Annotated in this window: 24 protein-coding genes and 1 pseudogene; 20 read left to right on the top strand and 5 right to left on the bottom strand. The window is 57.6% G+C overall.

All coding sequences use genetic code 11. From position 1 onward, the window contains the following. Positions 1-73: 73 nt before the first annotated feature. Positions 74-979 carry a class I SAM-dependent methyltransferase gene (locus tag MOV61_RS14520; RefSeq protein WP_247137064.1) on the top strand — a complete coding sequence of 302 codons (906 nt, stop codon included), beginning with the start codon at positions 74-76 and terminating at the stop codon, positions 977-979. Here MOV61_RS14520 and MOV61_RS14515 read toward each other — a convergent pair. Next, positions 976-1,611: a trans-aconitate 2-methyltransferase gene (locus MOV61_RS14515; protein ID WP_247137063.1), complete on the bottom strand. Its 636-nt coding sequence runs from the start codon at positions 1,609-1,611 to the stop codon at positions 976-978. The two genes, MOV61_RS14520 and MOV61_RS14515, sit on opposite strands and share 4 nt — an antisense overlap. A gap of 168 nt (positions 1,612-1,779) precedes the next feature. After that, positions 1,780-1,986: pseudogene (locus tag MOV61_RS14510) on the bottom strand (hypothetical protein); the annotation flags it as partial. 174 nt (positions 1,987-2,160) lie between these two features. On the opposite strand from MOV61_RS14510, the gene MOV61_RS14505 reads away from it, so the two are divergent. From MOV61_RS14505 to MOV61_RS14475, 7 genes are all read left to right on the top strand, one after another. Beyond that, on the top strand, positions 2,161-3,999 hold the full coding sequence (locus MOV61_RS14505) for a hypothetical protein (RefSeq protein ID WP_247137062.1): 1,839 nt from the start codon (positions 2,161-2,163) through the stop codon (positions 3,997-3,999). Continuing rightward, positions 3,996-4,691, top strand: coding sequence for a WbqC family protein (locus MOV61_RS14500; RefSeq protein WP_247137061.1), 696 nt, complete (start codon positions 3,996-3,998; stop codon positions 4,689-4,691). Before MOV61_RS14505 ends, MOV61_RS14500 begins: the two co-directional genes overlap by 4 nt. A gap of 77 nt (positions 4,692-4,768) precedes the next feature. Further along, complete coding sequence (locus MOV61_RS14495; RefSeq protein WP_408962381.1) at positions 4,769-5,227, top strand: glycosyltransferase; 459 nt, start codon at positions 4,769-4,771, stop codon at positions 5,225-5,227. Between the two features lie 117 nt (positions 5,228-5,344). Beyond that, entirely contained in the window at positions 5,345-6,232 is an 888-nt protein-coding gene (gene rfbA / locus MOV61_RS14490; protein WP_247137060.1) for a glucose-1-phosphate thymidylyltransferase RfbA, read from the top strand. Next, on the top strand, positions 6,229-7,365 hold the full coding sequence (rffA, locus tag MOV61_RS14485; protein ID WP_247137059.1) for a dTDP-4-amino-4,6-dideoxygalactose transaminase: 1,137 nt from the start codon (positions 6,229-6,231) through the stop codon (positions 7,363-7,365). The genes rfbA and rffA overlap by 4 nt, the downstream gene beginning before the upstream one ends. A 22-nt stretch (positions 7,366-7,387) precedes the next feature. Next, complete coding sequence (rfbB, locus tag MOV61_RS14480; RefSeq protein ID WP_247137058.1) at positions 7,388-8,476, top strand: dTDP-glucose 4,6-dehydratase; 1,089 nt, start codon at positions 7,388-7,390, stop codon at positions 8,474-8,476. Between the two features lie 254 nt (positions 8,477-8,730). Beyond that, a protein-coding gene (locus tag MOV61_RS14475; protein ID WP_247137057.1) for an IS3 family transposase occupies positions 8,731-9,920 on the top strand; the annotation gives its coding sequence in 2 pieces (ribosomal slippage) (positions 8,731-8,983 and positions 8,983-9,920; 1,191 coding nt in all). A gap of 323 nt (positions 9,921-10,243) precedes the next feature. Here MOV61_RS14475 and MOV61_RS30595 read toward each other — a convergent pair. Beyond that, the gene (locus MOV61_RS30595) at positions 10,244-10,594 is read right to left on the bottom strand and encodes an SMI1/KNR4 family protein (RefSeq protein WP_408962382.1); all 351 of its coding nucleotides are present in this window, start codon (positions 10,592-10,594) and stop codon (positions 10,244-10,246) included. 456 nt (positions 10,595-11,050) lie between these two features. Continuing rightward, positions 11,051-11,992 (bottom strand): NmrA family NAD(P)-binding protein, encoded by a 942-nt coding sequence (locus MOV61_RS14470; protein WP_247137056.1) that lies wholly within the window; start codon positions 11,990-11,992, stop codon positions 11,051-11,053. A gap of 74 nt (positions 11,993-12,066) precedes the next feature. Here MOV61_RS14470 and MOV61_RS14465 point away from each other — a divergent pair, with 74 nt between their 5' ends. Next, on the top strand, positions 12,067-12,870 hold the full coding sequence (locus tag MOV61_RS14465; RefSeq protein ID WP_247137055.1) for a helix-turn-helix domain-containing protein: 804 nt from the start codon (positions 12,067-12,069) through the stop codon (positions 12,868-12,870). A 109-nt stretch (positions 12,871-12,979) separates the two neighbouring features. On the opposite strand, the gene MOV61_RS14460 is transcribed toward MOV61_RS14465, so the two are convergent. Then, positions 12,980-13,339: a metalloregulator ArsR/SmtB family transcription factor gene (locus tag MOV61_RS14460; RefSeq protein ID WP_247137072.1), complete on the bottom strand. Its 360-nt coding sequence runs from the start codon at positions 13,337-13,339 to the stop codon at positions 12,980-12,982. Between the two features lie 163 nt (positions 13,340-13,502). Between MOV61_RS14460 and MOV61_RS14455 the strand changes: the two genes are divergently transcribed. From MOV61_RS14455 to MOV61_RS14405, 11 genes are all read left to right on the top strand, one after another. Further along, positions 13,503-14,489: an acyl-CoA desaturase gene (locus MOV61_RS14455; protein ID WP_408962380.1), complete on the top strand. Its 987-nt coding sequence runs from the start codon at positions 13,503-13,505 to the stop codon at positions 14,487-14,489. Positions 14,490-15,219: 730 nt separating this feature from the next. After that, the gene (locus tag MOV61_RS14450) at positions 15,220-16,200 is read left to right on the top strand and encodes a tripartite tricarboxylate transporter substrate binding protein (RefSeq protein WP_040124553.1); all 981 of its coding nucleotides are present in this window, start codon (positions 15,220-15,222) and stop codon (positions 16,198-16,200) included. A gap of 65 nt (positions 16,201-16,265) precedes the next feature. After that, positions 16,266-17,099: an amidohydrolase gene (locus tag MOV61_RS14445; protein ID WP_247137054.1), complete on the top strand. Its 834-nt coding sequence runs from the start codon at positions 16,266-16,268 to the stop codon at positions 17,097-17,099. 15 nt (positions 17,100-17,114) lie between these two features. Continuing rightward, positions 17,115-17,612, top strand: coding sequence for a nuclear transport factor 2 family protein (locus MOV61_RS14440; protein ID WP_247137053.1), 498 nt, complete (start codon positions 17,115-17,117; stop codon positions 17,610-17,612). Between the two features lie 44 nt (positions 17,613-17,656). Further along, positions 17,657-18,136 (top strand): tripartite tricarboxylate transporter TctB family protein, encoded by a 480-nt coding sequence (locus MOV61_RS14435; protein WP_247137052.1) that lies wholly within the window; start codon positions 17,657-17,659, stop codon positions 18,134-18,136. Positions 18,137-18,143: 7 nt separating this feature from the next. After that, on the top strand, positions 18,144-19,655 hold the full coding sequence (locus MOV61_RS14430) for a tripartite tricarboxylate transporter permease (protein ID WP_247137051.1): 1,512 nt from the start codon (positions 18,144-18,146) through the stop codon (positions 19,653-19,655). A 226-nt stretch (positions 19,656-19,881) separates the two neighbouring features. Continuing rightward, positions 19,882-21,105 carry an MFS transporter gene (locus MOV61_RS14425; RefSeq protein ID WP_258718893.1) on the top strand — a complete coding sequence of 408 codons (1,224 nt, stop codon included), beginning with the start codon at positions 19,882-19,884 and terminating at the stop codon, positions 21,103-21,105. A 126-nt stretch (positions 21,106-21,231) separates the two neighbouring features. Further along, complete coding sequence (locus tag MOV61_RS14420; protein WP_080719327.1) at positions 21,232-22,116, top strand: helix-turn-helix domain-containing protein; 885 nt, start codon at positions 21,232-21,234, stop codon at positions 22,114-22,116. A gap of 87 nt (positions 22,117-22,203) precedes the next feature. Further along, positions 22,204-23,085, top strand: coding sequence for a 3-keto-5-aminohexanoate cleavage protein (locus tag MOV61_RS14415; protein WP_247137049.1), 882 nt, complete (start codon positions 22,204-22,206; stop codon positions 23,083-23,085). After that, a complete protein-coding gene (locus MOV61_RS14410; protein WP_247137048.1) occupies positions 23,085-23,549 on the top strand; it encodes a PaaI family thioesterase in 465 nt (154 codons plus the stop codon). The genes MOV61_RS14415 and MOV61_RS14410 overlap by 1 nt, the downstream gene beginning before the upstream one ends. 113 nt (positions 23,550-23,662) lie before the next feature. Further along, positions 23,663-23,975, top strand: a 313-nt coding sequence (locus MOV61_RS14405) for an aldolase/citrate lyase family protein (protein ID WP_247137047.1), incomplete at its 3' end; no start/stop codon positions are given.

Here is a 23,975-nt window from a genome sequence, read left to right as displayed (position 1 = left end):
CAATAGATGCCGACTGCTTAGTGCCTTCAACACCATCCCTCCCTCTAAACACGGCATAAAGTGCGGATACAAAATGAGGAAATATGAGTGTATCGATCAATGGCTGGGAAAAGCCAGGGCGTATTTTTCTGTAAATGCTCCGCAGTTGCTCGGCATATTCGACACCTATTCCGCAGAAGCGCGATTTTCGGTTGACCATATCCGCGGGGACCTGGAATCTTTGCGCCCAGATGCGAAGATTCTAGAGGTTGGCGCAGGTTCCTTCCTGCTGACATGCTTTCTAAAGTCTGCAGGTTACCAGATCGTTGGACTTGAACCCGTTGGCGATGGATTTTCACACTTTGATCAAATGAGGACCTTGGTCCTTAGGTGCGCGGCTGAAGACGGTATTGAGCCAGAGTTTCTGGGGGCTTACGCGGAAGATTTGGACGTCGATCTCGTATATGATTATGCATTCTCAATTAACGTGATGGAGCATGTGGGAAATGTCGATCGAGTCATCGAGCGGGTTGGGCGAGCGCTAAAACTGGGGTGTTTTTACAGATTCACCTGCGCAAACTATGCCTTTCCTTACGAACCACATTTTAATATTCCGACTCTCTTCTCAAAGAGGTTAACACGTTACGTGTTCGACAGCCGGATCAGGTCAAAGTCGGACCTACTTGATAACGAGGGTATCTGGGCGTCGCTTAACTGGATTACGGCCGCATCAGTTAAACGATCGGTGCGTAAGATACCTTCTCTCAAGGTCAAAATGAATACATATATGCTTGAAAAGGCAGTGGAGCGGCTTGCAACAGACCGTGAGTTCGCAGCTCGCAGATCTCCATTTATGCTTCGTTTCGTGGCTTTCTTAGTTGCAGTTAAAGTGCATAAACTTTTCTGGATCGTGCCCGCCGAAATTCAACCGCTAATCGATTGTTGGGTAGAGAAAATTTCAACACAGTCACCGACTACACTGCCGCAGGTTGCGACCTAAAGGTCCTTGCGCACAATTATCGTAAACTCATACAATCCGTAGTCGTGGAGAAGCGCTACATTGCGCGAGAAACGTCGCTTGCATATGTCAAAGAGCGCGAGCGGATCGGCATAATAAAGGTAGGGTCGCATCTTTTCCGAGTCCGAGTATGACGTGAGGCAGTTGAACGCAAATCCCTTCCGCGACGAGGCATTCATCTTTTCTATGGTCTGAATTATCGAGCTCAGCCAGTCCTCGTCCGATCGCTCGAGCCGCACGTTGAATATGCCCGATGCGACACAATAGTCCGAGGGCTTATCCAGGGAGTTCCCGACCAGGAATCGGAAATTTTGCTGGTTCTCGAACCGGGCGTTGGCAGCCGAAACCATCTGCTCGGAGATATCTATGCCCGTATACTGGAAATCGTGGTTCAGAGTTCTGAGATAGTCGACCAGTGCACCATATCCGCAACCGATGTCTCCTATTGTATATGGAGCTGCGGGGTCGACAACTTTTAGCAGTTGAGAGAACCGGAGGTTCTGGCCCGCCTCACCATTCCAATCCACGCCAGCTGCACGGTTTCCATGCGCCCGGAGCTTGTCGGAGTAATAATTTGCCACGTCGTTGAGGAGGTCGCCGTTTTCCAAAGTCATTCGATACACTCATGTCGTTATGGGCCGATCATGATAAACGTATCCGGTGCTTGAAAACAAACGTTATGTTTGACTTCGAGGGATCGGATCAACTCGATCGCGTCGCGCTCACCAGAGCATGTCCTGCGATCGATGAATCGATTGTGATGTGCCGTAACCGGCCGATTGCTACCGCGGAGATTTTGCTTTGATGCGAGCGACGAGCAGCTCATCGTCCACAAAGCTGTCGAGGAAGTCGTTCCATTCCCGGGGTGAGCGGTGGGCGTCTTTGAGCATCTGCTCCAATTCGCCCATGCCGTCGTCTGTCAGTGCGGTCACGGATTCGTCGTCTCCGGTGTACACGGAGATGATGCTGCCGTAGCTGAGATGATGCTCTCCTCGCCTCAAAATTAGGAAAGAAGGCGTCTACAAATCTAGGGGCTATTCAAACTCAAGTATGGAACCACCCATCGAAACGGGTTAAGAGGTCTCCAATATTCGGAGGTGCCGGTGATCGCGGGTAAACCGAGTAGTTTATCTGCAGTTGGGTATTGAGCAGTGAGTAGCCGAGTGGCTCTGAAAGATAAAACCAATAATCCGATGGTGGTAGTTACGCGCCATGCAACGGCGACCATTTCGGTTTTGGGAACATTGATGATCCTGGGCTGGCTTCTCAGATACAGCTTCTATGGACTCGATTTTACAGACGAAAGCTATTATCTCGTATGGATGTCGAACCCTTTTATCTATGAGGCTTCGGCATCGCAGTTTGGTTTTATTTACCGTCCTCTTTATATTCTCCTGAGCGGCGATATTGCCTCGCTCAGGCAAGCCAACATAGTAATCACCTTCAGCTTGGGATGGGGTTTAGCTTATACCTACTTGGCTTCACTCGCGCCTGAGGTCCGCCAAGGTCGTGTCGCCCTACATGTCACCGCCGCAGGGTTGGGCACTAGCTCCCTTGTCGTGTTCAGTACGTGGTTGGCCACCCCAAATTACAACAGCCTTGCATTTCAGTCGCTGATGATTACTGCCATCGGCCTGCTTCTCGCCGACAAAACGATCAGTCGTAAAAGCGTCGCTGGATGGATCATTGTTGGCATCGGTGGTTGGTTGGCATTCATGGCCAAGCCAAGTACGGCGGTAGCGTTGGCTGTCGGCATTTTCGTCTGCCTTCTAGTGTCTCGCAAGTTCTCGCTTCGACTGCTTTTGCTTGCTGCGGCGACCACTATCGGGCTTCTTCTGCTCAGCGCGATGGTGATCGACGGATCCATTTTGGGTTTTGCAAAACGACTTCAGCTTGGGATTGATTTCGGGGGATATCTAGGTGGTGGTCACACCATGAGTCAAATCCTTCGGATTGACAATTTTAGAGTCCGCACCCCGGGGCAGCTAGCCATTCTGTCTGTTTTGGTGATGGCACTTGTTGCGATCTGGGGTGCTCTGTCTGAAAAACCGAGGGACTTGATCGTTTTCCTGTCTGTATCTGTTGTTTTTTTCACGGCCACTGCGTTGCTCGCCTTTGGCCGAGTTCATAAGACCGCCGGTCTCGGAGAATTCGAGGGACTGCTGATCTTCGGGGTGGTATTTGCCGCGGCGTTGACCGGCCTGATATTTGGCCGGCCCAAGCCGCTGAGTTCTCTTTCAGTAGCGCAATGGGCGGTAGCCATCTTCTTTCTCGCAATGCCACACATTTATGCATTTGGAACGAACAGGAATTATTGGGAGAATGGAGCCTGGGCGGGCATTTTCTGGCTGCTGGCAGGCGTAACGCTATTGCGGCCGGTTGTTCGTGAACGTGGAACCTGGTCGTTTGCACTGCCGCTTGCGCTGGCTACTCAGATGGTCACGGCAATCCTTCTGCAGACGGGGCTGGAGCAGCCTCAGCGTCAAACTCAGCCTCTCAGGCTTAACGAAACGATTTTGGAAATCGGGCCGCAACGATCCGCCCTGGTGTTATCCGAAGGGTACGCGGCTTATATAGCTGACGCCGTGGCGGCCGCACAAAATAGCGGCTTCAAACACGGTACTCCCGTTATAGATTTATCAGGTCAGTCCCCCGGTATTCTTTATGCCATCGGGGCTAAAAGCGTTGGCCAGGCTTGGACGATCGGGGGATATCCAGGCAGTCTGAAGCTTGCTAAGGCGGCCCTGGGCCATGTTGCTTGCGAGAAGATTGCCGAGGCGTGGGTTCTCTTTGAGCCCGATGGCCCGCGGAGCATTCCGACGGAACTCATGTCGAGTTTGGGAGCTGCTTTTCCTCGAAGCTATCAGGAGGTAGGCACTTGGCGGACTGCAGAAGGCGCAGGCGGCTATGATGCCAGCCGTATTCAGGAACTTTACAAACCGACGGCCCCGAGTGAGGCTTTGAGCGCCTGCCAAGCCATTCGAGCGAGGGAAATGAAGTGAAGAAGGTGGCTATCGTCCAGTCCAACTACATCCCGTGGAAGGGCTATTTTGACATGATCGCCGCGGTGGACGAGTTCATACTCTACGACGACATGCAGTACACGCGACGCGATTGGCGCAATCGGAACCAGATCAAGACGCCCCAAGGGGTTCAATGGCTCACGGTTCCCGTTCAAGTAAAGGGAAAGTACCACCAGAAAATCCGGGAAACGGAGATCGAAGGCACCGAATGGGCGGACATCCATTGGAAGAGCCTAGTCCAGAATTATCGTCGTACGCCCCACTTCGAGGAAATCGCTGTGTGGTTGGAGCCTCTTTACCTGAGTGAACCGCCAATTCACCTTTCGCAGCTCAACCGCCGGTTCATCGAGGCGATCTGCAACTATCTCTCGATCCAAACTGTGATTTCCAATTCATGGGACTACACCTTGGTGGAAGGAAAGACAGAGCGTCTGGCTGCTCTTTGCGCTCAAGCGGGTGGCGCAGTGTACGTATCTGGCCCCGCGGCAAAAGACTATGTAGATGAAGAAGTCTTCAAGGAGCGAGGAATAGAGCTTACCTGGTTCGACTATACGGGTTACCCGGAATATCCCCAGTTCTGGGGCGGGTTCACTCATGGCGTGACGATCCTTGATCTGCTGTTCAATTGCGGGTCCGAGTCGAGCAGAAAGATGAAATGGGTGCATCCGTGAAGCTGTCTCTCGTAAGTACCATGTATCGATCAGCCCGGTATCTGGAGTCATTTATCTGCCGGAGTACGGCGGCCATTATGTCTGTTACGGACGATTACGAGATAGTTCTCTTAAATGACGGCTCGCCGGACGATTCTCTGCAAATGGCGCTGTCCATGCAAGAGAGGAATCCGAACATCCGCATAGTTGACCTTTCGCGCAATTTTGGACACCACGCTGCTATCGTGACAGATTTGGAGAGCTCGACAGGAGATCCGGTATTCCTGGTGGATTGCGACCTGGAAGAGCAACCTGAATGGCTTCCTCGCTTTCATGACGAGCGTCAACGTCACCACTTGGATGTTGTCTATGGTGTTCAGGAGCGGCGGGTATCAACAACAAGTGCCAACTTCCTGGGAGAGGTGTTCCGGAAGGCGATAAACTTCATGTCGAGCGTGAGGATACCGCATAATCCGATGACATGCCGATTGATGACCCGCGACTATGTCAACGACGGGTATTACGTGCGCAAAGTGTTCTCATCAGAACCGGTTTGAATCTTCCGCTGGGTGGTTCACTACTCCTCGTCGCAAGAAAGATGTGAAAGCAACCATCTTTTAGCATGAGAGGTTTTTTATCCAATCGAGGCCGATCGTGTCGGTAAGGAGACATGAATGAAAGCGATTGTTCTTGCTGGTGGCGCGGGCTCGCGGCTGTATCCCCTGACGCAAGTCTCCAGTAAGCAGCTACAGGCTGTTTTCGACAAGCCTATGATCTATTACCCTCTGACCGTTCTGATCGCGTCAGGGGTCAAGGAATTCTGCCTCATTGCGACGCCACACGACTTGCCTCGGTACCGGAGTTTGCTTGGGGATGGCAGCCAGTGGGGAGTGGCAATTCAGTATCGTGAGCAGCCGAAGCCGGAAGGAATTGCGCAGGCATTTTTAATTGCTGCGGATTTCGTGAGCTTCGATGACGTGATCCTGATGCTGGGCGACAATATCTTTTCCGGCGGCGACGATTTTCCCCGCGCTGTCTCCAGCTTTACGGGTGGTGCTACAATTTTCGCCTACCACGTCAAGGATCCCGAGCGCTATGGCGTAGTGGAGTTCGACCGGAACGGAAAGGCGATCTCCATTGAAGAGAAGCCCCAGCATCCCAAAAGCAGCTACGCCGTCCCTGGTGTGTATGTCTACGATAACAGCGTGCTGGACATTGCGAAGGCGGTAAAACCGTCCATCCGCGGCGAGTTGGAGATCACGGATATCAATCTGGAGTACCTGAGGCTCGGCAAGCTGCAGGTGCGGCGCTTGAGCCGCGGCTTTGCCTGGCTTGACGCCGGCACCAGTACCGCGCTGCACGAAGCTTCTTCCTACATCGAGGCGATCGAACGCCGGCAAGGCGTGAAAATCGGTTGTCCGGAAGAGGCGGCTTTAGTGAGAGGGTTTCTCAGCATTACGCAGTTTGAAACCTTGATCGAGCGCATGCCGGCATGCGAGTACAGCGACTATCTGCGCGGCGTCGCCGACGAGTGGCACAGGCTTCAAGAGGATAAGCAGTGAGCGAGAAAATCCCGTTCAACCGGCCGTTCATGACCGGTAAAGAGCTATATTACATTGCGGAAGCGAAGTTCGGCAACATGCTTGCTGGCGACGGGCCTTTCACGAAGCGTTGCCATGAATGGCTGAAAAACAAAAGCGGATGCGTTAGACCGCTGCTGACGCACTCATGCACCGCCGCCCTGGAGATGGCGGCATTGCTTCTCGACATCGAGCCTGGTGACGAGGTCATCATGCCTTCGTTCACGTTCGTCTCGACCGCCAATGCGTTCGTGCTACGCGGCGGCGTGCCGGTGTTCGTCGATATCCGGGAAGACACTTTGAACCTCGACGAACGCCTGATTGAGGCGGCTATCACCTCGCGCACTCGGGCTATCGTCCCGGTTCATTATGCGGGTGTTGCCTGCGAGATGGACGCCATCATGAGCATAGCCAATCGCCATAGCCTCAAGGTCGTGGAAGATGCGGCGCAGGGCGTGATGGCAGCGTACAAAGGCCGAGCACTGGGCAGCATTGGCGATCTCGGGGCATACAGCTTTCACGAAACCAAGAACGTAATTTCAGGGGAAGGCGGAGCCCTGCTGGTGAACGACCCCGCTCTGGCGGTGCGCGCCGAAATTATCCGTGAAAAAGGCACGGACCGCGGTCGTTTTTTCCGGGGTGAGGTCGATAAATACACTTGGCAGGAGGTCGGTTCTTCGTTCTTGCCGGGCGAGCTGATCGCGGCTTTCCTATGTGCCCAGCTTGAAGAAGCCGAGCGTATCACCAGTCACCGCTTGGGCATCTGGCAACATTATCACACGCTTCTTGAACCGCTTGAGGCTAAAGGACTGCTTCGCCGGCCCATCGTTCCGGACGAATGCCAGCACAATGCCCACATGTATTACGTTTTGCTGGCGCCGGAGATCGATCGTCAGAAGGTACTTAGTGAGCTGAAGAGAAGCGATATCTTCTCGGTCTTCCATTATGTGCCCCTGCACTCTTCGCCCGCCGGAAAACGGTATGGCCGCACGCAGGGCGACTTGCAGGTGACCAACATCCAGTCGGAAAGGCTGGTGCGTCTGCCCTTGTGGGTTGATCTGACTGCTGAGCAGCAGGAACACGTTGTCAGGGTTTTGAAAGATGCCATCGGCTGACCCATCAAGAGCATCGACGGGAATGAAAATTCTGGTAACAGGCGGGGCCGGTTTTATCGGGTCGGCTGTTGTCCGTCACATCATCCAGAATACCGGCGACTCGATCGTCAACGTCGACAAGCTGACCTATGCCGGCAATCTCGATAGCCTTCGTTCAATCGAGGGATCGAGCCGTTATATGTTCGAGCACGTCGATATCTGTAATCGGCCTCAGCTGGAGCGGATATTCCACCAACATCTCCCAGATGCCGTCATGCACCTTGCAGCAGAGAGCCATGTTGACCGGTCCATCGACGGTCCCGCGGCCTTTATCGAGACCAACATCATTGGCACCTACACCCTGCTCGAGGTAAGTCGAGCTTATTGGCAGGGACTGGACGCCGAGCGTCGACAGGTCTTCCGATTCCATCATATCTCTACCGACGAAGTTTACGGCGACCTGCCTCATCCGGCGGATGCCGTGGATGCCCACCACCACCTCTTTACCGAAAACACTGGTTATGCCCCCAGCAGCCCATACTCGGCGAGCAAGGCTAGTTCCGATCATTTGGTTCGCGCCTGGATGCGAACATATGGCCTGCCGGTTCTGGTCACCAACTGCTCCAACAATTATGGCCCTTACCATTTCCCGGAGAAGCTGATCCCCCTGGTGATCCTAAACGCGTTGGAGGGGAAGCCCCTGCCGGTCTATGGATCTGGCGATCAGATACGTGACTGGCTTTACGTCGAGGACCATGCGCGTGCGCTTCACAAGGTTGTGAGCAAAGGCCACGTTGGGTCGACCTACAATATTGGTGGCCATAATGAAAAACAGAATTTGGAGGTTGTCAGAATAATCTGCGATGTCCTGCAACAGCTGGCTCCTCCTGGTGTCGACCATCCTGTGAGAGACTACAGGTCGCTGATCACCCACGTGCAGGATCGGCCCGGACACGATCGCCGATATGCCATCGATGCGGGCAAGATCAAACAAGAATTGGGTTGGCAACCTACCGAGACATTCGAGACGGGCATTCAGAAGACTGTACGGTGGTATCTGGACAATTTGGACTGGTGCCGTCACGTACAGGACGGCAGCTATCAACGTGAACGACTGGGGCAAGTCAGGTAGGTTCGATAGCCGATGCTATTGGGACTAATTGCTTGCTACGTCGGAGCAGCTCGCAGGAGCTGAACTAGCGGGGCTCATCAATTTTGCAATCTATCCGAAGCAATTTCAGGCAGGTTTTCAGATTTGACGCATCCACGTCAGCTTTTCGAGATACTGAACTACAACAACTCCATCGCGAACTTCGGACTGGCTGACCTGCCACTGAGAATTTCCTCCAGAATGGATTAGAGTCCGGCCTGTTAAGGGACGGACGAATGAAGAAGCAGAGATTTACGGAAGAGCAGATTATCGGTGTGCTGAAGGAGCAGGAGGCTGGCGTGAAGGCGGCCGACCTCTGCCGCAAGCACGGGATTTCAGAAGCGACGTTTTATAACTGGAAAGCCAAATATGGCGGCATGGAAGTCTCCGAGGCGAAACGGCTGAAGGCGCTTGAGGACGAGAATACCAGGCTGAAGAAGCTGTTGGCCGAACAGATGCTTGATGCAGCCGCGCTCCGCGAGCTTCTTGCAAAAAAATGGTAGGGCCTGCCGCCAAGCGTGAAGCCGTCACGCATCTGAAGGCCGTGATGGGTCTTTCGGAACGGCGGGCCTGCCAGATCGTATCCGCCGACCGCAAGACGATCCGTTATCGGTCCAATCGACCACCGGAGGTCGATCTGCGAGCGAAGCTGCGTGACCTCGCTAATGAGCGACGGCGTTTCGGCTACCGGCGGCTATTCATCCTGCTTCGGCGAGACGGAGAGCCGTCCGGGGTCAATCGCATATACCGTCTTTATCGCGAGGAAGGGCTTTCCGTTCGCAAGCGAAAGGCCCGTCGGCGTGCTGTCGGCACGCGTGCGCCGATCCTGGTCGAAGCGAAGGCCAATGCCCGCTGGTCGCTGGATTTCGTCCACGACCAGTTTGCCTGCGGTAGACGCTTCCGGGCGCTAAACGTTGTCGATGATGTGACGCGCGAATGCCTGGCGGCAATCCCCGACACGTCGATCTCCGGTCGCCGTGTTGCTCGGGAACTGACGACGCTGATCGAACGACGGGGCAAGCCTGACATGATTGTCTCCGACAACGGCACCGAATTCACCTCGAATGCCATTCTTGCCTGGTCGAAGGATCACAAGGTCGAGTGGCACTACATCGCGCCGGAAAGGCCAATGCAGAACGGCTATGTCGAGAGTTTCAACGGTCGCATGCGCGACGAGTTGCTCAACGAGAGCCTGTTCTTCGGCCTCGATCATGCCCGCAGCGCCATCGCTGAATGGGCTGAGGATTATAACCATTTCCGGCCGCACTCATCGCTCGGATATCAGACCCCGGCAGACTATGCCGGGACCATCGCCGCAACCGGCTCCAACGCTGCGCAAGATGAAAGCTTCGCGTTTCCGCCGGTTGCTCACACCGCGCCATTTGGCGTATTCAAAGCCGCCGAGGCTCTAACCGCCGCTGGATGAAAGTTCAGTGGCAGGTCAGTCCAGCGCTCTCGCTATATGACCCTTGAGACCATCGCCACAATGAGCGATGATCCCATCATCAACTTGCCTGCTGCGGCAAGCTGATCCGTTCCCGGCCCAGACCGGAAAGCGCGGCGTCCGCCGAAGCTACACCACCTCTTGGGACATCATCCCAAGCGCGGTAGGCCGTTCCGAAAGCTACCGCTGCGACATTGATGGCAAGAATGCGCCAAGAGGAGACATTCCAGGCCTAGTAGCAATCAACAGCGACGGTGTGACGGATGCTCGTCCCTGATCGCGTAACGTGCGCGGCAATGGCACGGTCAGTTCCCGTTGATGAAACTGTCGATAACCCAATCCGAAAGGTCCGCCCAGCGTTGCTCGAACATCTGGTCGTGGGACCAGATGTTCGACGGTCCCGCCCGGTAATAGCAATAGTAATCGTCATTGTCTCGACAAATAGGCAGCCAATCGATTGGAACGCCTGCTTTCCTTGCGCCAGCGACGCTCGGAACAATGTTGCATCGCCCATCGCTGTCTGCACGAAGATAAAGCAACTCCTTGGTCAGCACGATGTTACCCGCATTTTTGACCAGGTACCGATAATCTTCCGTCAGCCTTAGGCCGATCTCACCTTCAACATATTGAATTACACTGTCGTCGCGGAGAGGGATAGGTGAACAAACCGATCATCCTGCGAAGCGATAGCGCGACCGCATCTCGAATTCTATCTGACTGCATTAGAGCACCTTACGATATCATTGTCCCAGTGGATATTAGGGAGATTAATCGTCGCAGCAAGGCAAGTGGATCTCAATGTCCGGACCCCATAGGCAATTCAAATCGCTGCAGCTGCGTTGGATAGTGGCGTTTGATGAATGGTCGATGTCTCCTCAGCGCCGACTCCGGACCTCCCCGTCGCAAAAATCCCGATTTTTGCTCGATTTGGTCGTCTGACTTTCGCAGAGTCGCAAAATTAGGCTTCTGCGACACGGCCACGCCCGTGGTCACCTCTATCATGTCGCTGGAGCGCCAATTGCGGTCATATAGCTACCGCAATAATTTGCGGCAGCATCCAGTAAGAACTGAAAATTGCTGAGACAATTCAAAAGAGCCAGTATGACATTCAGCTAGTCCCTGGCGGTCCACATGGGAAACGTCTCTCGTTGGTCTCCCGCTCTGACCGCCTCCAGGTAACGCGGCTTCCAAACGTCACCAATGAACAGCTCCATCGTTGTGGGCAATTTCGGACGATCCTCGTGCTCCCCATGGAACCTTACGATGCCATTGTTCAAAGCGTCAGCACTCAGAGTGTCGTCCTGCCATTTCTCCGGCGTCCCGAACCGCGCCAGAAATTCGGCTTCCACGTCTTTGCGGGTCGTCTCGATGTATCGGTACTCCACCGGCCTGCCGATCTCCTTGCCAATGATCACGGCCAGTTCGTTCATCGAGACATCTTCCGAGCCGACTTCGAGATAGACGCGGTGTCTGCCCGTCGGATTGGTCAGTTCCTTCGCTGCCAGCCATGCGATGTCATCGGTCGCTACCCAAGGCATCTTCAAATCAGGTTTGCAGAACCAGGCAATTCGACCGTATTTGGCAACCGGTGCCGTCCACGCCTGCAGATCTTCCATGAACCATGCGGCGCGCAGGTGGACCAAATTGATATTGCCGAGTTCGTTGAGCTTTTGGTCCAGATCGTGAAAGCACTCGAAATGACCCGTCTTCCCCTTCACGTCCGACCCCATGGCCGTCAGGCTTACGGCCAGTTTGACGGAGGATTTTTCGAGCGTATCGACGAAGCGCTGGGCAACAGCGGGGTAGTGTCCCTCGATGTTGTTCCAATCGGTCTTCACCATGAGAAAGGCGGCATCCGCATCCTGGAAAAATTGGTCAAGGTCTCCCGCTCCAGTGTCAAAGCTTCCCAGGAATGGCTCTGCTCCGAGCTCGACCAGTGCGTCGAGCGCGGGGCCACCTCTCGACAACACTCTGACCTGATGCCCGGCGCTCAGCAGGGTGCGGGTCAGCTTGGCGCCAACTCGTCCCGTTGCGCCGACGACAGAAATTCGCATAACAGTCTCCTTTCGGTGGTTGATCGCCCGATAGTAGACTATTGCAGGGCGCACGAATTTGGAGATAATGCCAAATGATCTCCAAATCGGGCCAATCTGCAAAACTGCTGCGCTCTTGCTACGACGACTTCGATCCCGACTGGTCAGATCGCCCGGCCTTCGCTGTCCGCCTCGACTTCAGTGACTATGAAGCTGAGGTGCCCCAGCACCAGCACAAGCAAGGGCAGCTCATTTTGGCCCTGCACGGGGCGGTCACATGCAAGACGGAAAATGGCCTCTGGATTGTCCCTCCGGACTGCGGAGTCTGGATACCCGGCGGCGTGCCCCACAGCAACCAGGTCACGTCCAACGCACGCCTGTCCTATCTGTTCGTTCAGCCAGACGCGGCGACGCTGCCGCAGGAGTGCTGCACTTTGTCTGTGTCGCCGATGCTCCGCGAGATGATCCTCCGACTGGCAGATGTATCGGTCAACTATGCTCCAGACGACCATGTCGGCCGTATGGTGCGGGTCTTGCTGGATGAACTCGCGCAAATGCCGATACAGGGGCTGGACTTACCCGCGTCCAGCCATCCCAAAATCGCCGCGATCACTGCTGCCCTGATGGCGGAGCCGAGCGACCGTCGCACCCTGGTCGATTGGGCGGCACACGTTGCCATGAGTGAGCGATCCTTAAAGCGGCTGATGGTCCAGGAAACGGGACTGACCTTCGGCCGATGGCGGCGGCAACTGCACCTGATCATCGCGTTGCGCGAACTGGCCAGCGGCGCGACGGTCCAGAGGGTGTCGAGCGACTTGGGATACGAATCGGCTACCGCCTTTATCGTCATGTTTAAGAAGGCATTGGGCACAACGCCAACGCGCTACTTCGCGAGCTGATTTGCCGAATGGCCAAATTCGGCAACGCTGGTCGGCCTTTGCGGCACGTGCCATGACCGCAATGAGCTGACAGCAGACTTCAGTCGCTTGTTCGTCCTGCGCGCCAGCGCTACTCGCTTCCTTTCGTTGGACCGGTCTTTGCATCTGCGATCTCTCGGCTTTCCCTCTTGATTGGCCGCGCGACCGGGCAGACGTCTTGCATGAAGCCGTTCAGCGTGTTGGCGAGATTGTTGGGCACGATCGAATAGTGGATGAACTGGCCTTGTCGCTTCTTGGCGATCAGGCCGGCATTCTCCAGCACGCCGAGATGCTGGGAGATCGAAGGCTTAGACATATCGAAGCGCGACGCGATCTCCCCCGCCGTCAGCGACGTATGTGCCAGATAGGCTAGGATGCGCCGGCGCGGCGCTGAGGCTAGTGCCTCGAAGACGCTCTGTAACGAACCACTCGAGCTCAACACTTCTTCCATCGGCTTGTTCGACTTCTGCTCCACCACGTCCAACCTCGAAACACCACCATTTAGGCCATTGCCTAAATGCCTAAATTAAGAAATAAGTATTTAGCTCATGAACTAAATATCTCTCCGTCTGCAGTTTTGCAAGGCGTGGGCGACGCAAAGCCTGGATTTGGCAATGTCTACTGTAGCGAAGCAGACCCTTTCTACCGAACGCATGATTTCCGCTCCTAGGAGCAGCGCTACCGATGGCAAAGTGGTTTGGGTGCCGGAGAAATCGATCTGGACCGGCATGCTGACACTGATTGCATTGGCTCTCGGCCCGCTGACATTCAGCTGGGACGCCTTAGCGCTCTTCGTGGTCTCCACGGTGATCACCATCTGTGCCGGTCATTCGGTTGGCATGCACCGCCTGCTTATTCATCGCTCGTTTCATACCAGCAAGGCGGTAGAATACATCCTTGTCTATCTAGGCACGCTGGTGGGGATGGCCGGGCCGTTCGGCATGATCTACGCACACGACATCCGCGACTGGGCACAGCGTCAGCGCGATTGCCACCCGCTACATGCTCATCGCCGCTCGTTCCTCGTCGATGCCTGGTGGCAGATGCATTGTGCGGTGAAACTGAAACATCCGCCCACCTTCGTCATCGAGAAGGCTGTGCGCGGGGACCGGTTCTACCAATTCCTCGAACGAAGGTGGATGGCGCAACAGTTGCCATGGGCCGTACTCTTCTTCACCATCGGCGGCTGGAGCTGGGTGGTATGGGGAATCGCGGTGCGCGTCTCTGTCTCGCTTACTGGCCATTGGCTGATCGGTCACTTCGCTCACCGCAGTGGCCACCAGGGTTGGAGCGTCAAGGACGTTGCAGTCCAGGGCTACAATTTGCCGGCCTACGGGCTGATCACATTTGGCGAAGCCTTCCATGGCAATCACCACGCTTTCCCACAATCCGCACGCCTCGGCCTAGAAGATGGCCAGATCGACCTCGGCTGGACCTTCATCCAGGCTCTCATGGCACTCGGACTTGCCGACGAGGTGAAGCTGCCCGAGAATACGCAGGCTCGCGAGGGGCTTCAACGCGTGCCTGAAGCGGGAGCTTATGCATCACGTACATGTCTGCGGACATGCAAGGGGTGCCCGATGTCGGCAAGGCGCAAATGAGCACCCATGGCGACGATTAGGATTTACGATCTCAAAGATCACGTCCTCGCGCTTGATCTCAGAGACTTACTGCGGCTTTTGGCTCCTCGGTCCATGGAAGCAAATTGTATCGTTTCGACAGTCAAGTCGTTCAAACCTGGGCACGAACGGTTTGAGACCACAGGCGAAGGCGGCGAACAACTTGAGGAATTAGCCCAAGACAATGCCTGGCTTTCGGGCTCTGATTTGACCGCCTTGGCTGAGGATACGCGGCAGGTAATCTGGGGGAGTTCGCCGGCTCGGCACCCACGCAGTCAGACAAGGCGTGGGTGATAATCCGGGCGGTCGACAGCACGCTCTACGAGATTGATACGGACGAGACGGTGCTAAATAAGATTAACTCGACCGACAAAGAAACCGCCGCGCGATCGACCAAAAGACTCCTTATAAGTCCCCCTTAGCGCCCGCAGCCTGAGAATGCCCCCGAGCGATGGTACTGTCGATCATGTGCTGCCAAGTCGTCGGTTAGTCCCAACTCGGCCAGTGCTGGTGAACGTCACGTCCGGGCTTCCCGTCCCTGTCCGGGACTTTGTGAAACTTGCAGTCTTGGCCTCCACCGACTGCAGACCCCTATTTCAGCCTCTGAAACAGATGCCCCGCTGCAATAGCCGAGGCTCTGGTTTTGTCTATGATCCATCTCCACCGGAACAAGAAGCATCAAGCGCCGATCCGGGTTGAGGGAGGAGAGACAATGCGCAGGATACTGACATCGATCGGTCTTGCCTTGCTGGCGTTCGCGGGTGTGAACGCAGCGAGCAGTGCCGGGCTGGCGGCGGAATGGCCGAAGGACAAGCCGGTCACTCTGGTTCACGCGTTTTCGGCAGGCAGCGATTATCTGGCTCGGCTGGTGGCCGCGGCGCTGGAAAAGGGCATCGGGCAAACCGTCATTGTCGAAAACAAGCCGGGGGCCGGCGGCGCGATCGGCACGGGTTATGTGGCCCGCCAGAAGCCGGACGGTTATACGCTGGTCACCGCCTATCCGGGACCGGCGGCCAATTTCACCAACACCATGCCCGGGCTGGCCTATAAGCCGCTGCAGGATTTCGAACACATCATCCAGTTTTCCGTCGGCGACATGGTGCTGGTGGCCCGCAAGGATTTTCCGGCCAACAATTTCAGCGAGTTGATCACCTATGTGAAGGAGCACCCCTCGCAGGTGAGCGCCGGCAACAACGGCATCGGCTCCTACGGTCACATGATCGAGACCGCGATCATGGATATGGCCGGGATCGACATCAAGCTTGTCAGCTACAAGGGCAGCCCGCCGATCGTGACCGACATGCTGTCGGCGAGCCTGGATCTCTCCGTGGATTATCTCGGTGATGCCTATATCAAACACATCGAGGCGGGCACTCTAAAGCCGCTCGCCGTCATCTCCGCCAACCGGGTCAAGATACTGCCGAACGTTCCGACCCTGAAGGAGGCGGGGCTCGATCTCGTTGCCGTGCCATGGGGAGGCATCATGGCGCCCAAGGGTACGCCCCCGGCGGTCGTCAAGAAGATCAACGACGTGCTCACGGAATATCTGAAGTCGGACGACGCCATCCGGAAATTCGCCGTTGCGGGCCAGGTCCCGGCGCCGACCACGCCAGAGGAGTTCCACAGGATCGTCGTCGATGAAGAAGCGCTGTGGCGGAACATCATCACCAAATACAAGATCCGGAGCGAATAGTCCTTCGGTCTCTCCGAAACAGAGAGCGACGGCCGGCAGATTGACGAAATCCGGGAGCGCATCCGATGTCGAGTGATACCCTTGTCCGGTCACATCGGCCCGCCGACGCGCCGCTGGTGGATGCGCATTTTCACATCTATACGGCGGACCTGCCGCTGGCGCCTGATGCCTGGCACCGACCGCCGGAAGATGCAGGCACCGAGCGGCTGATCAAGCTGCTCGACGACCATGGCATCTCGCTCGGGGTCGTGGCTGCCGCCAGCTTGCACGGCGAATATAACGACTACGTTCGTGATGCTTTGCGCAGATATCGCCGCCTGCGGGCAACGGCAATCGTCTCTCCGTCCATCGGCATCTATGAGTTGGAGCGGATGCGCGACGACGGCTTCGTCGGCATCCGGCTGATGTGGAGAACGCTTGCGGAGGCGCCGGATATCACCTCGCCGGACTATCGCCGGCTGTTGCGGCGGGTCGCCGATCTCGGCTGGCACGTGCACCTGATCGAAAGGGCGGATCGACTGCCGAAGATGATGCAGGAGATCGAGGCAGCAGGCGCGCGCGTGGTGATCGATCATATGGGCATGCCGGAAGCCGGCAAGGGTGTGGACGATCCCGGATTTCGCCTCGTCCTCAACGCGATCGATCGCGGTAATACCTGGGTCAAGCTTTCGGCGGGTTACCGGTTCAAGCCGTCCTCGGCCGCCGTGGATTGCGCCCGGGAGCTGGTGAAGCGGACGGGCGGGGAGCGGCTGGTCTGGGCGAGCGACTGGCCTTTTGCCGCCTACGAAAACAACGTGACTTACGGAGAGACCGTTGCGGCGCTTTCCGAATGGGTGCCTGACCTGGTCATGCGACGGCGCATCGGCGGTCGAAATGCCCTCGAACTCTACTTCATGTAAAAGCTGGAACCGGAAATGGATGCACTCGCGGAATTGACTGCCAAGGCCGAAATCCTGTCCCTCGTCACCGAGTACTGGAACGATGTCGACACCAATTGGGGTGCTGGTGCGCATATGATGTTCACCGAGGATGGCGTGTTCGGGTCAGGCCCTTCCGCTTTTGTCGGCAGGGAGCAGATAAAGGCGTTTTACGACTGGCGCCGCAGCCGGGGCGAACGCGTTGCGCGCCATCTGATCAACAACCCGATCGTTTCGATCGAGAGCCGAGATCGGGCGACGATCCAATATATCATGACCATCTATGCGGTCGATGGTTTGCCGGTCCTGCCCATCAATGGGCCAAACAGCATTTCGGACGTTCTCGAAGTGGTCGTGCGCGATTGGCCGGATGGTTGGAAGATCCAGTCGAAAGTGTTTACCCATTTGTTCAAGGGGCTGGAGCCGACGACGACGATGCCGGCAGATCTGCGGGAAGCCCTGCTGCCGGAGGGCAGCTCGCAGGCTCAGAGCTAATTTCCATATCGTACCGATCGAATGCCGTTGAGGAGGAAAACAGCATGGCCATCGCAACGCGACAGCACCGCTCGCTCAGTCGCCGAAATGTCACTTTCGCCGCCATTTTCGTAGGTTTCAGCGTGGCTGTCGGCATCTACGCTTATGAAACGTTGAAGATCGGCACGGCGGCCGAGATGGGGGCCGGGTTCTTTCCCGTCATGCTCTCGATCGTGCTCGGGTTCCTGTCCCTGGCCGTGGCTTTCACGCCGATCCCCGCAGGCGCCCAGCCGTTGCGGTTCGCCCCGGTCAAGGCGTCCATTCTGATCATAGGGTCCCCCCTGGTCTTTGCAGCGTCCATCCAGTCGCTGGGTCTGGTGGCCGCAGTGGCGTTGACGATCTTCTTTTCCAGTTTTGCCAGCCGGTTTGCCACCCTGCGCCAATCCCTTCCGCTGTCCGTCGGTTTCACCGTCTTTTGCGTGGCGGTATTCCATTATCTCCTGAACCTGCCAATCGCCCTCTGGGGCGACCTGATCACGGGTTAGAAACGCCATGGATATCTTTGCCAATCTCGCGCTCGGCTTCGGGGCGGTTCTTGAGCCTTCCAATCTGATGTTCTGCTTCATCGGCTGCCTGCTCGGCACGGCCGTCGGTGTGCTGCCGGGCATCGGTCCACTCGGTACGATCGCCATCCTGCTGCCGGTGACGTTCGGCTTTGCGCCGGAGGCCTCGATGATCATGCTGGCCGGCATCTATTACGGCGCCCAATATGGCGGCTCCACCACCGCGATCCTCATCAACCTGCCTGGCGAGGCGACATCGGCGGTGACCGCCATCGACGGTTACCAGATGGCGCGCCAGGGCAGGGCAGGGGCAGCACTTGCCATCGCCGCGCTCGGCTCGTTCTTCGCCGGCTGCGTCGCGACGCTCGTTATCGCGCTGTTTGCGCTGCCGTTGACCTCGCTTGCCCTCAGCTTCGGTCCGTCGGACTATTTTGCGCTGATGGTGCTGGGGGTGGTGGCCTCGATTGCGCTGGCGCACGGTTCGGTACTGAAGGGACTTGTCATGATCGTGTTGGGCCTGCTGCTCGGCTGCGTCGGGACCGATGTCTATACCGGCAGCATGCGCCTGACGCTCGGCACGCTTGACCTTGCGGATGGCATTCCGATTATCGCCTTCGGTTCCGGCGTCTATGCGATCGCCGAAATCCTGCGTGGTCTCGAGGATGAAAAGGAGCAGGAGCGGGATGTGCTGACCAAGCGCGTCACCGGCCTCATGCCCACCTGGGCGGATATCAAGGAGTCAGCCTGGCCTATCCTGCGGGGGACGGGGCTCGGTTGCATTCTCGGAATCCTGCCGGGTGGTGGCGCGATGCTGTCGTCCTTCACGTCTTATGCGTTGGAAAAGAAGATTTCCCGCCATCCCGAACGGTTCGGCCACGGCGCGATCGCCGGTGTTGCCGGTCCGGAATCGGCCAACAATGCCGGCGCCCAGAGCTCCTTCATCCCGATGCTGACGCTCGGTATCCCCTCGAACGCGATCATGGCGCTGATGATCGGCGCGTTGATGCTGCAAGGCGTGGCGCCGGGCCCCAATCTCGTCAATGAGAAGCCGGTTCTGTTCTGGGGTGTGATCGTCTCGATGTGGATCGGCAATCTGATGTTGGTGATCCTCAACCTGCCGCTTGTCGGGCTGTGGGTAAAGCTGCTCTCGGTGCGCAACCACTACCTTTTTCCGGCGATCATCGGTTTCTCGGCGATTGGCGTCTACAGTGTCGGCAACAATCCGTTCGATCTGGTCGTGATGGCGATTTTCGGAGTTATCGGCTACGGCCTTACCAAGCTCGATTGCGAACCCGCGCCCCTGCTGCTGGGCTTTGTGCTCGGACCGTTGCTGGAAGAATACCTGCGGCGCGCCATGCTGCTGGCGGACGGCAATCCGCTGGTGTTTTTCCAGCGGCCGCTCACCGCCGGCCTGCTATTTGTCGCGGCAGTGACACTCTTTGCGGTGCTCTTTCCGGCGATCCGCAACCGCCGCAGGGTCGTTTTTGCGGAAGAGGATTGAGAGCTTCTCCATCGTTGCCGGGCGGATTTTACCACGTGTTATGGCGCGATCGTGTTTCATGTCGTGAAATCGCCGCGCGGCGAAGGTGGACCCCTCGACCGTCCGGGTTGTAACTCATCGAAATCCGGCAAACAGCCGGACAGCGTTTCCCACCCATCAACCAACCCCGATATTCACAGGTGAAACTTGCAATATCTGCTGAGTTTCCATTTTTCCGGCTGTGCTGATGAGCGCTGACAAGGTCGTGCGCTACAACCCTCTGCTTGCCCTGAAGGACCCGCATTACCGTCGCTTTGCCATCGGAAGCATCGTCTCCGTCCTCGGCATGTGGATGCAGAAGATCGGCGTCGCATGGCTAGCATGGGAGCTCAGCAAGTCGCCATTCTGGCTCGGGTTGATTGCCGCCGCCGACATGCTGCCGTCGATCTTCCTCAGCAGCTTTGCCGGCTCGCTCGCCGACGCGCATGACAAGATCAAGGTACTGCGTTCGGCCCAATCGGTCGCCATCCTGCAGTCCGTGGCGCTGGCCCTGCTCTCGTGGCTGGGGCTCACCACCGTCGAAGTGCTGCTCGGGCTCACCCTGATCCTTGGAATTTCCAGCAGTCTCGAACAGCCGGCGCGGTTATCGCTCATTCGGGAAATCGTGCCTGCGGACTATCTGCATGCGGCAGTGGCGGTCAATGCACTGAGTTTCAACCTCGCCCGGTTCGTTGGCCCGATCATCGCCGGGCTGTTGATCAGTAAAGTCAATGTCGGCGTCACCTTTGCGGCGAGTGCCGCGGCAATCGCCTTCTTCTCTTATGCACTGGCTATGATCCGGGTCCAGAAGGGTATCGATCGACCCTCGGACGGCGTTCAGCGATCGGGCACCGCCGATGGCTTTCGTTATGTGCTTCGCCACAAAAGCCTTCTGGCGACGTTGGGGCTGCTGGGGATGACAGGGATCAGCGTCAACGGGATCTTGCAGATGCTTCCGGCCATCTCCGACGCCCTGTTCGCAAAAGGCATAGACGGGTTCGTGGGGCTGATGGCGGCTTCCGCCTTCGGCTCGGTGGTCTCGGGCACGATAACCCTGCTGCGGCCACCGAGTGCGCGGGGCCTGCTTGGTATCGCGTTTGCCGCGATTTGCGCCACCGCCGCCCTTGCGGTGCTCGCGTTGACGCCGAGTTTTCACCTCGCGCTGATTGCGATCTTCTGCATGTCGTTCGCCAACATGTATGCGGGGATCGCCGGACAAGCCTTGCTGCAGCTGGAGAGTGAGCCCGGCAAGCTGGGCCGCGTGATGGGAATCTATAGCATGATCATCCGTGGCGGTCCCGCGGTCGGTAGTTTCGTCATCGGAACCGCGGCGACGTTTGTCGGTATGGTCATTCCCATCGTCGGCGTCGCGGCGCTTGCCGCCTGTTATTCCGGCGCCATCGCGCTGGCCTTCCGCCGGCAGCAATCGTGACCGTTTTCATTTCATCTGCTGAAATGAAAAAAAGAAGCCTCTGGCCTCATCGCCCGGCGGGGACTACCGTTTGCTTAGGCATTGGTTGGGAGACTGGTGCAGAGGGAATTCTGGGAGGAGTTCTGGATGCTGGATAGCGAGCTTAAGGAGAGACCGGCCAGATCTCCGCAGCTGCCGAAATATAACGATCTTCATTGCAGGGCTAACTCATTGCGTGGCAGCGTCGACGAACACAAGGCGTCCTATGCTCCCGTCGAATCCGCCCGCCGGGTTCTGCTGCTGCTGCAGGCGCTCAATGCCCAGCGTATCGCCACCATCGGCTCGCTGCATCAGGTGACGGGCCTTTCCAAGTCGACGATCGTCAGAATGCTCGAAACCTTGATCAGCGAAGGATACGTCGTCCGCGACAATTTCGTCGGCGGCTATAGCGTGACCTCCAAGGTCGTCTCGCTTGCTTCCGGGTTCAGCGGCGCGCCGTTGCTGATCGAGGCGGCGCGGTCGCGGGCGGTGGCGTTGACCAATGATATCAAGTGGCCCGTGAGCCTCGGAACGCTGCGCGACGGCCACATCCTGGTCAGTTTTACCACGGCGCCGATCAGTCCCTGGTCCTATCCATTTCCCGTGCTGCACCGGTTCCTGGATCTGGAACTGACCGCGATGGGCCAGTGTTACCTGGCGTTCTGCGATGACGAGGAGCGTGCGCTGCTTTTGAACGCACTGACCCAGCAGCGCCGCGGGCAGGGCAAACCGTTCGATGCCGCGCGGGTGCTGAGGGACCTCAGGGCAACCCGCAAGCGCGGTTATGCCCGCGTCGGCGGACCGCGGCGGGTTTTCGATTTCGTGGCTGTCCCGATCCTCGACGGTCAGCGTTGCTCTGCCTGCATGGGGGTCGGCTTCTATCGTACCGCGGTTCCGTCCGATCGCATCGTGGAGAGCGTAATCCAGCCCATGCTCGAGACCGCATCCGCCATAAAAGTGGATATGCGCAACCTCAATAGCGCCGGCTACTGAGCCACAATCAACACTGATCTGCTGGGCGTTGCTCGATCAGGGCAGGCCGAGCTGTGTCCAATCGTGACCAACCCAAAGAGGGATCCAATGAAGCGTAAGGTTGTGCTGACATGTGCCGTCACGGGCGGCAGTGCTTTATCCAGGAACAGCCAATATGTACCGATTACGCCGGAGCAGATCGCCAATGAGGCGATTGCAGCCGCGCGGGCCGGTGCTGCGTCGGTGCATATCCACGTCCGCAATCCGCAGACCGGCGCCCCATCGATGAAGTTCGAACTTTACGAGGAGGTGATGCAGCGTATCGGCCGCTCCGGGGTGGACGTGATCGTCAATCTGACCGCCGGTCCGGGCGCTGGCTACGCGCCGACACTGGACGAGACTGCCGTGCCGCCTGTCCTGTCTCCAAATGTTCGCACCGACCATGTCTCGCGCCTGCGCCCCGATATCTGCACGCTGGATGTGGCGACCATGAATTTCGGCGACCGGGCGATCGTCAATACGCCGCCGCATCTGATCGCCATGGCGAAATCCATCCAGGCGGCCGGTGTGAAGCCGGAGCTTGAAGTTTTCGATGTCGGCCATGTGGGCGTCGCGGTGCGGTTGCTCGAGGCCGGGCATCTGCCGCAACCGCCATTCTTCCAGTTCTGCCTTGGGATTCCGGGCGGCGCTCCGGCGACGACCGAGGCGATGCTTCTGATGCGCTCGCTGATACCGGCGGGCGCCATCTGGTCTGCCTTCGGCATTTCCCGTTTTCAGATGCCCATGGTCGCCCAGTCGGTCATCCTCGGCGGCCATTGCCGCGTCGGGTTGGAAGACAACCTTTACCTGGAACACGGTGTTCTGTCCGAAGGCAATGCGCCGCTGGTCAAACGCGCGGTCGAGATCATCAGGGCACTCGGGGCCGAGCCCGCGACGCCGGCGGAAGCCCGCGAGATCCTGTCGCTCGAAGCGGCAAGGATGGCCGCGTGATGGATGGTCTCGAGCCGGTTTCGCAGACCGTCTTCGATCCTGCCGCGGCAGGTTGGACGAAGCGCCGGTCCAACCCTTTCTCCGATGTGGTCGGGCCGTTCTGGCAGAAGCAGGAGGATGGGCAGATCCTCTTCGGACTACTCTGCACGCCGCAGACTCTGAACAACGCGCGCGTAATGCATGGAGGCGCGCTCGCGACCTTCTGCGATCAGGCATTGGGCGGCACGCTCCATGAAACCTTGTCGCGCGCTCAGGAACCTGATGCACCGCCGGTGCGGTCCGTCACGGTCCAGCTCAACGTGCAGTTTCTCGCGGCCGTTCGGCCGTTCGACTTCGTGATCGCCCGCTGTCGCGTCACCCGAAAAACGCGCACGCTGGTGTTCCTCGACGGGCTTGCGGAAGTGGGCAACGAGGCTGTCGCAGCGCTCCAGGCGGTGTTCAAGCTGGTCAAGCCAGCCGTCTGAACGGGCCTGTGGGATTGTATTTCAGTCATTGAAATGTCCCCACGCCGACCCTCGCCGAATGCCGCCAAACGCCTCAGAGTCACTGAAACAAAGCGGCCTCGGGGAGGAAAAGCATGCCACGGACGGAGTTTACGGTGCGGTTCAGGGCGTCTCGGCAACTGCTCGGCACATTCGTCAAGACGCCCACCAGCCATGCCTCGGAAATCTTCGGCGGCGCCGGGTTCGATTTCGTGGTCATTGACGAAGAACACGCGCCGATCGATCGTTTCGCGACCGACCAGATCCTGCTGGGATGCCGGGCGAACGATATCGCCGGCCTCGTCCGGGTGCCCTCGTCGGCCCCGAGCGCCATCCAGTCGGTGCTCGATTGTGGCGCCAGCGGCGTGCTGGTCCCGCATGTCGCCTCGGTCGAGATCGCCCGCGCCG

Source organism: Neorhizobium sp. BETTINA12A (assembly GCF_023006485.1).
In the GTDB taxonomy this organism is placed as follows: Bacteria; Pseudomonadota; Alphaproteobacteria; order Rhizobiales; family Rhizobiaceae; genus Neorhizobium.
The sequence above is the reverse complement of the archived record's forward strand: the minus strand, read 5'-3'. Positions and strand labels throughout refer to the sequence as shown.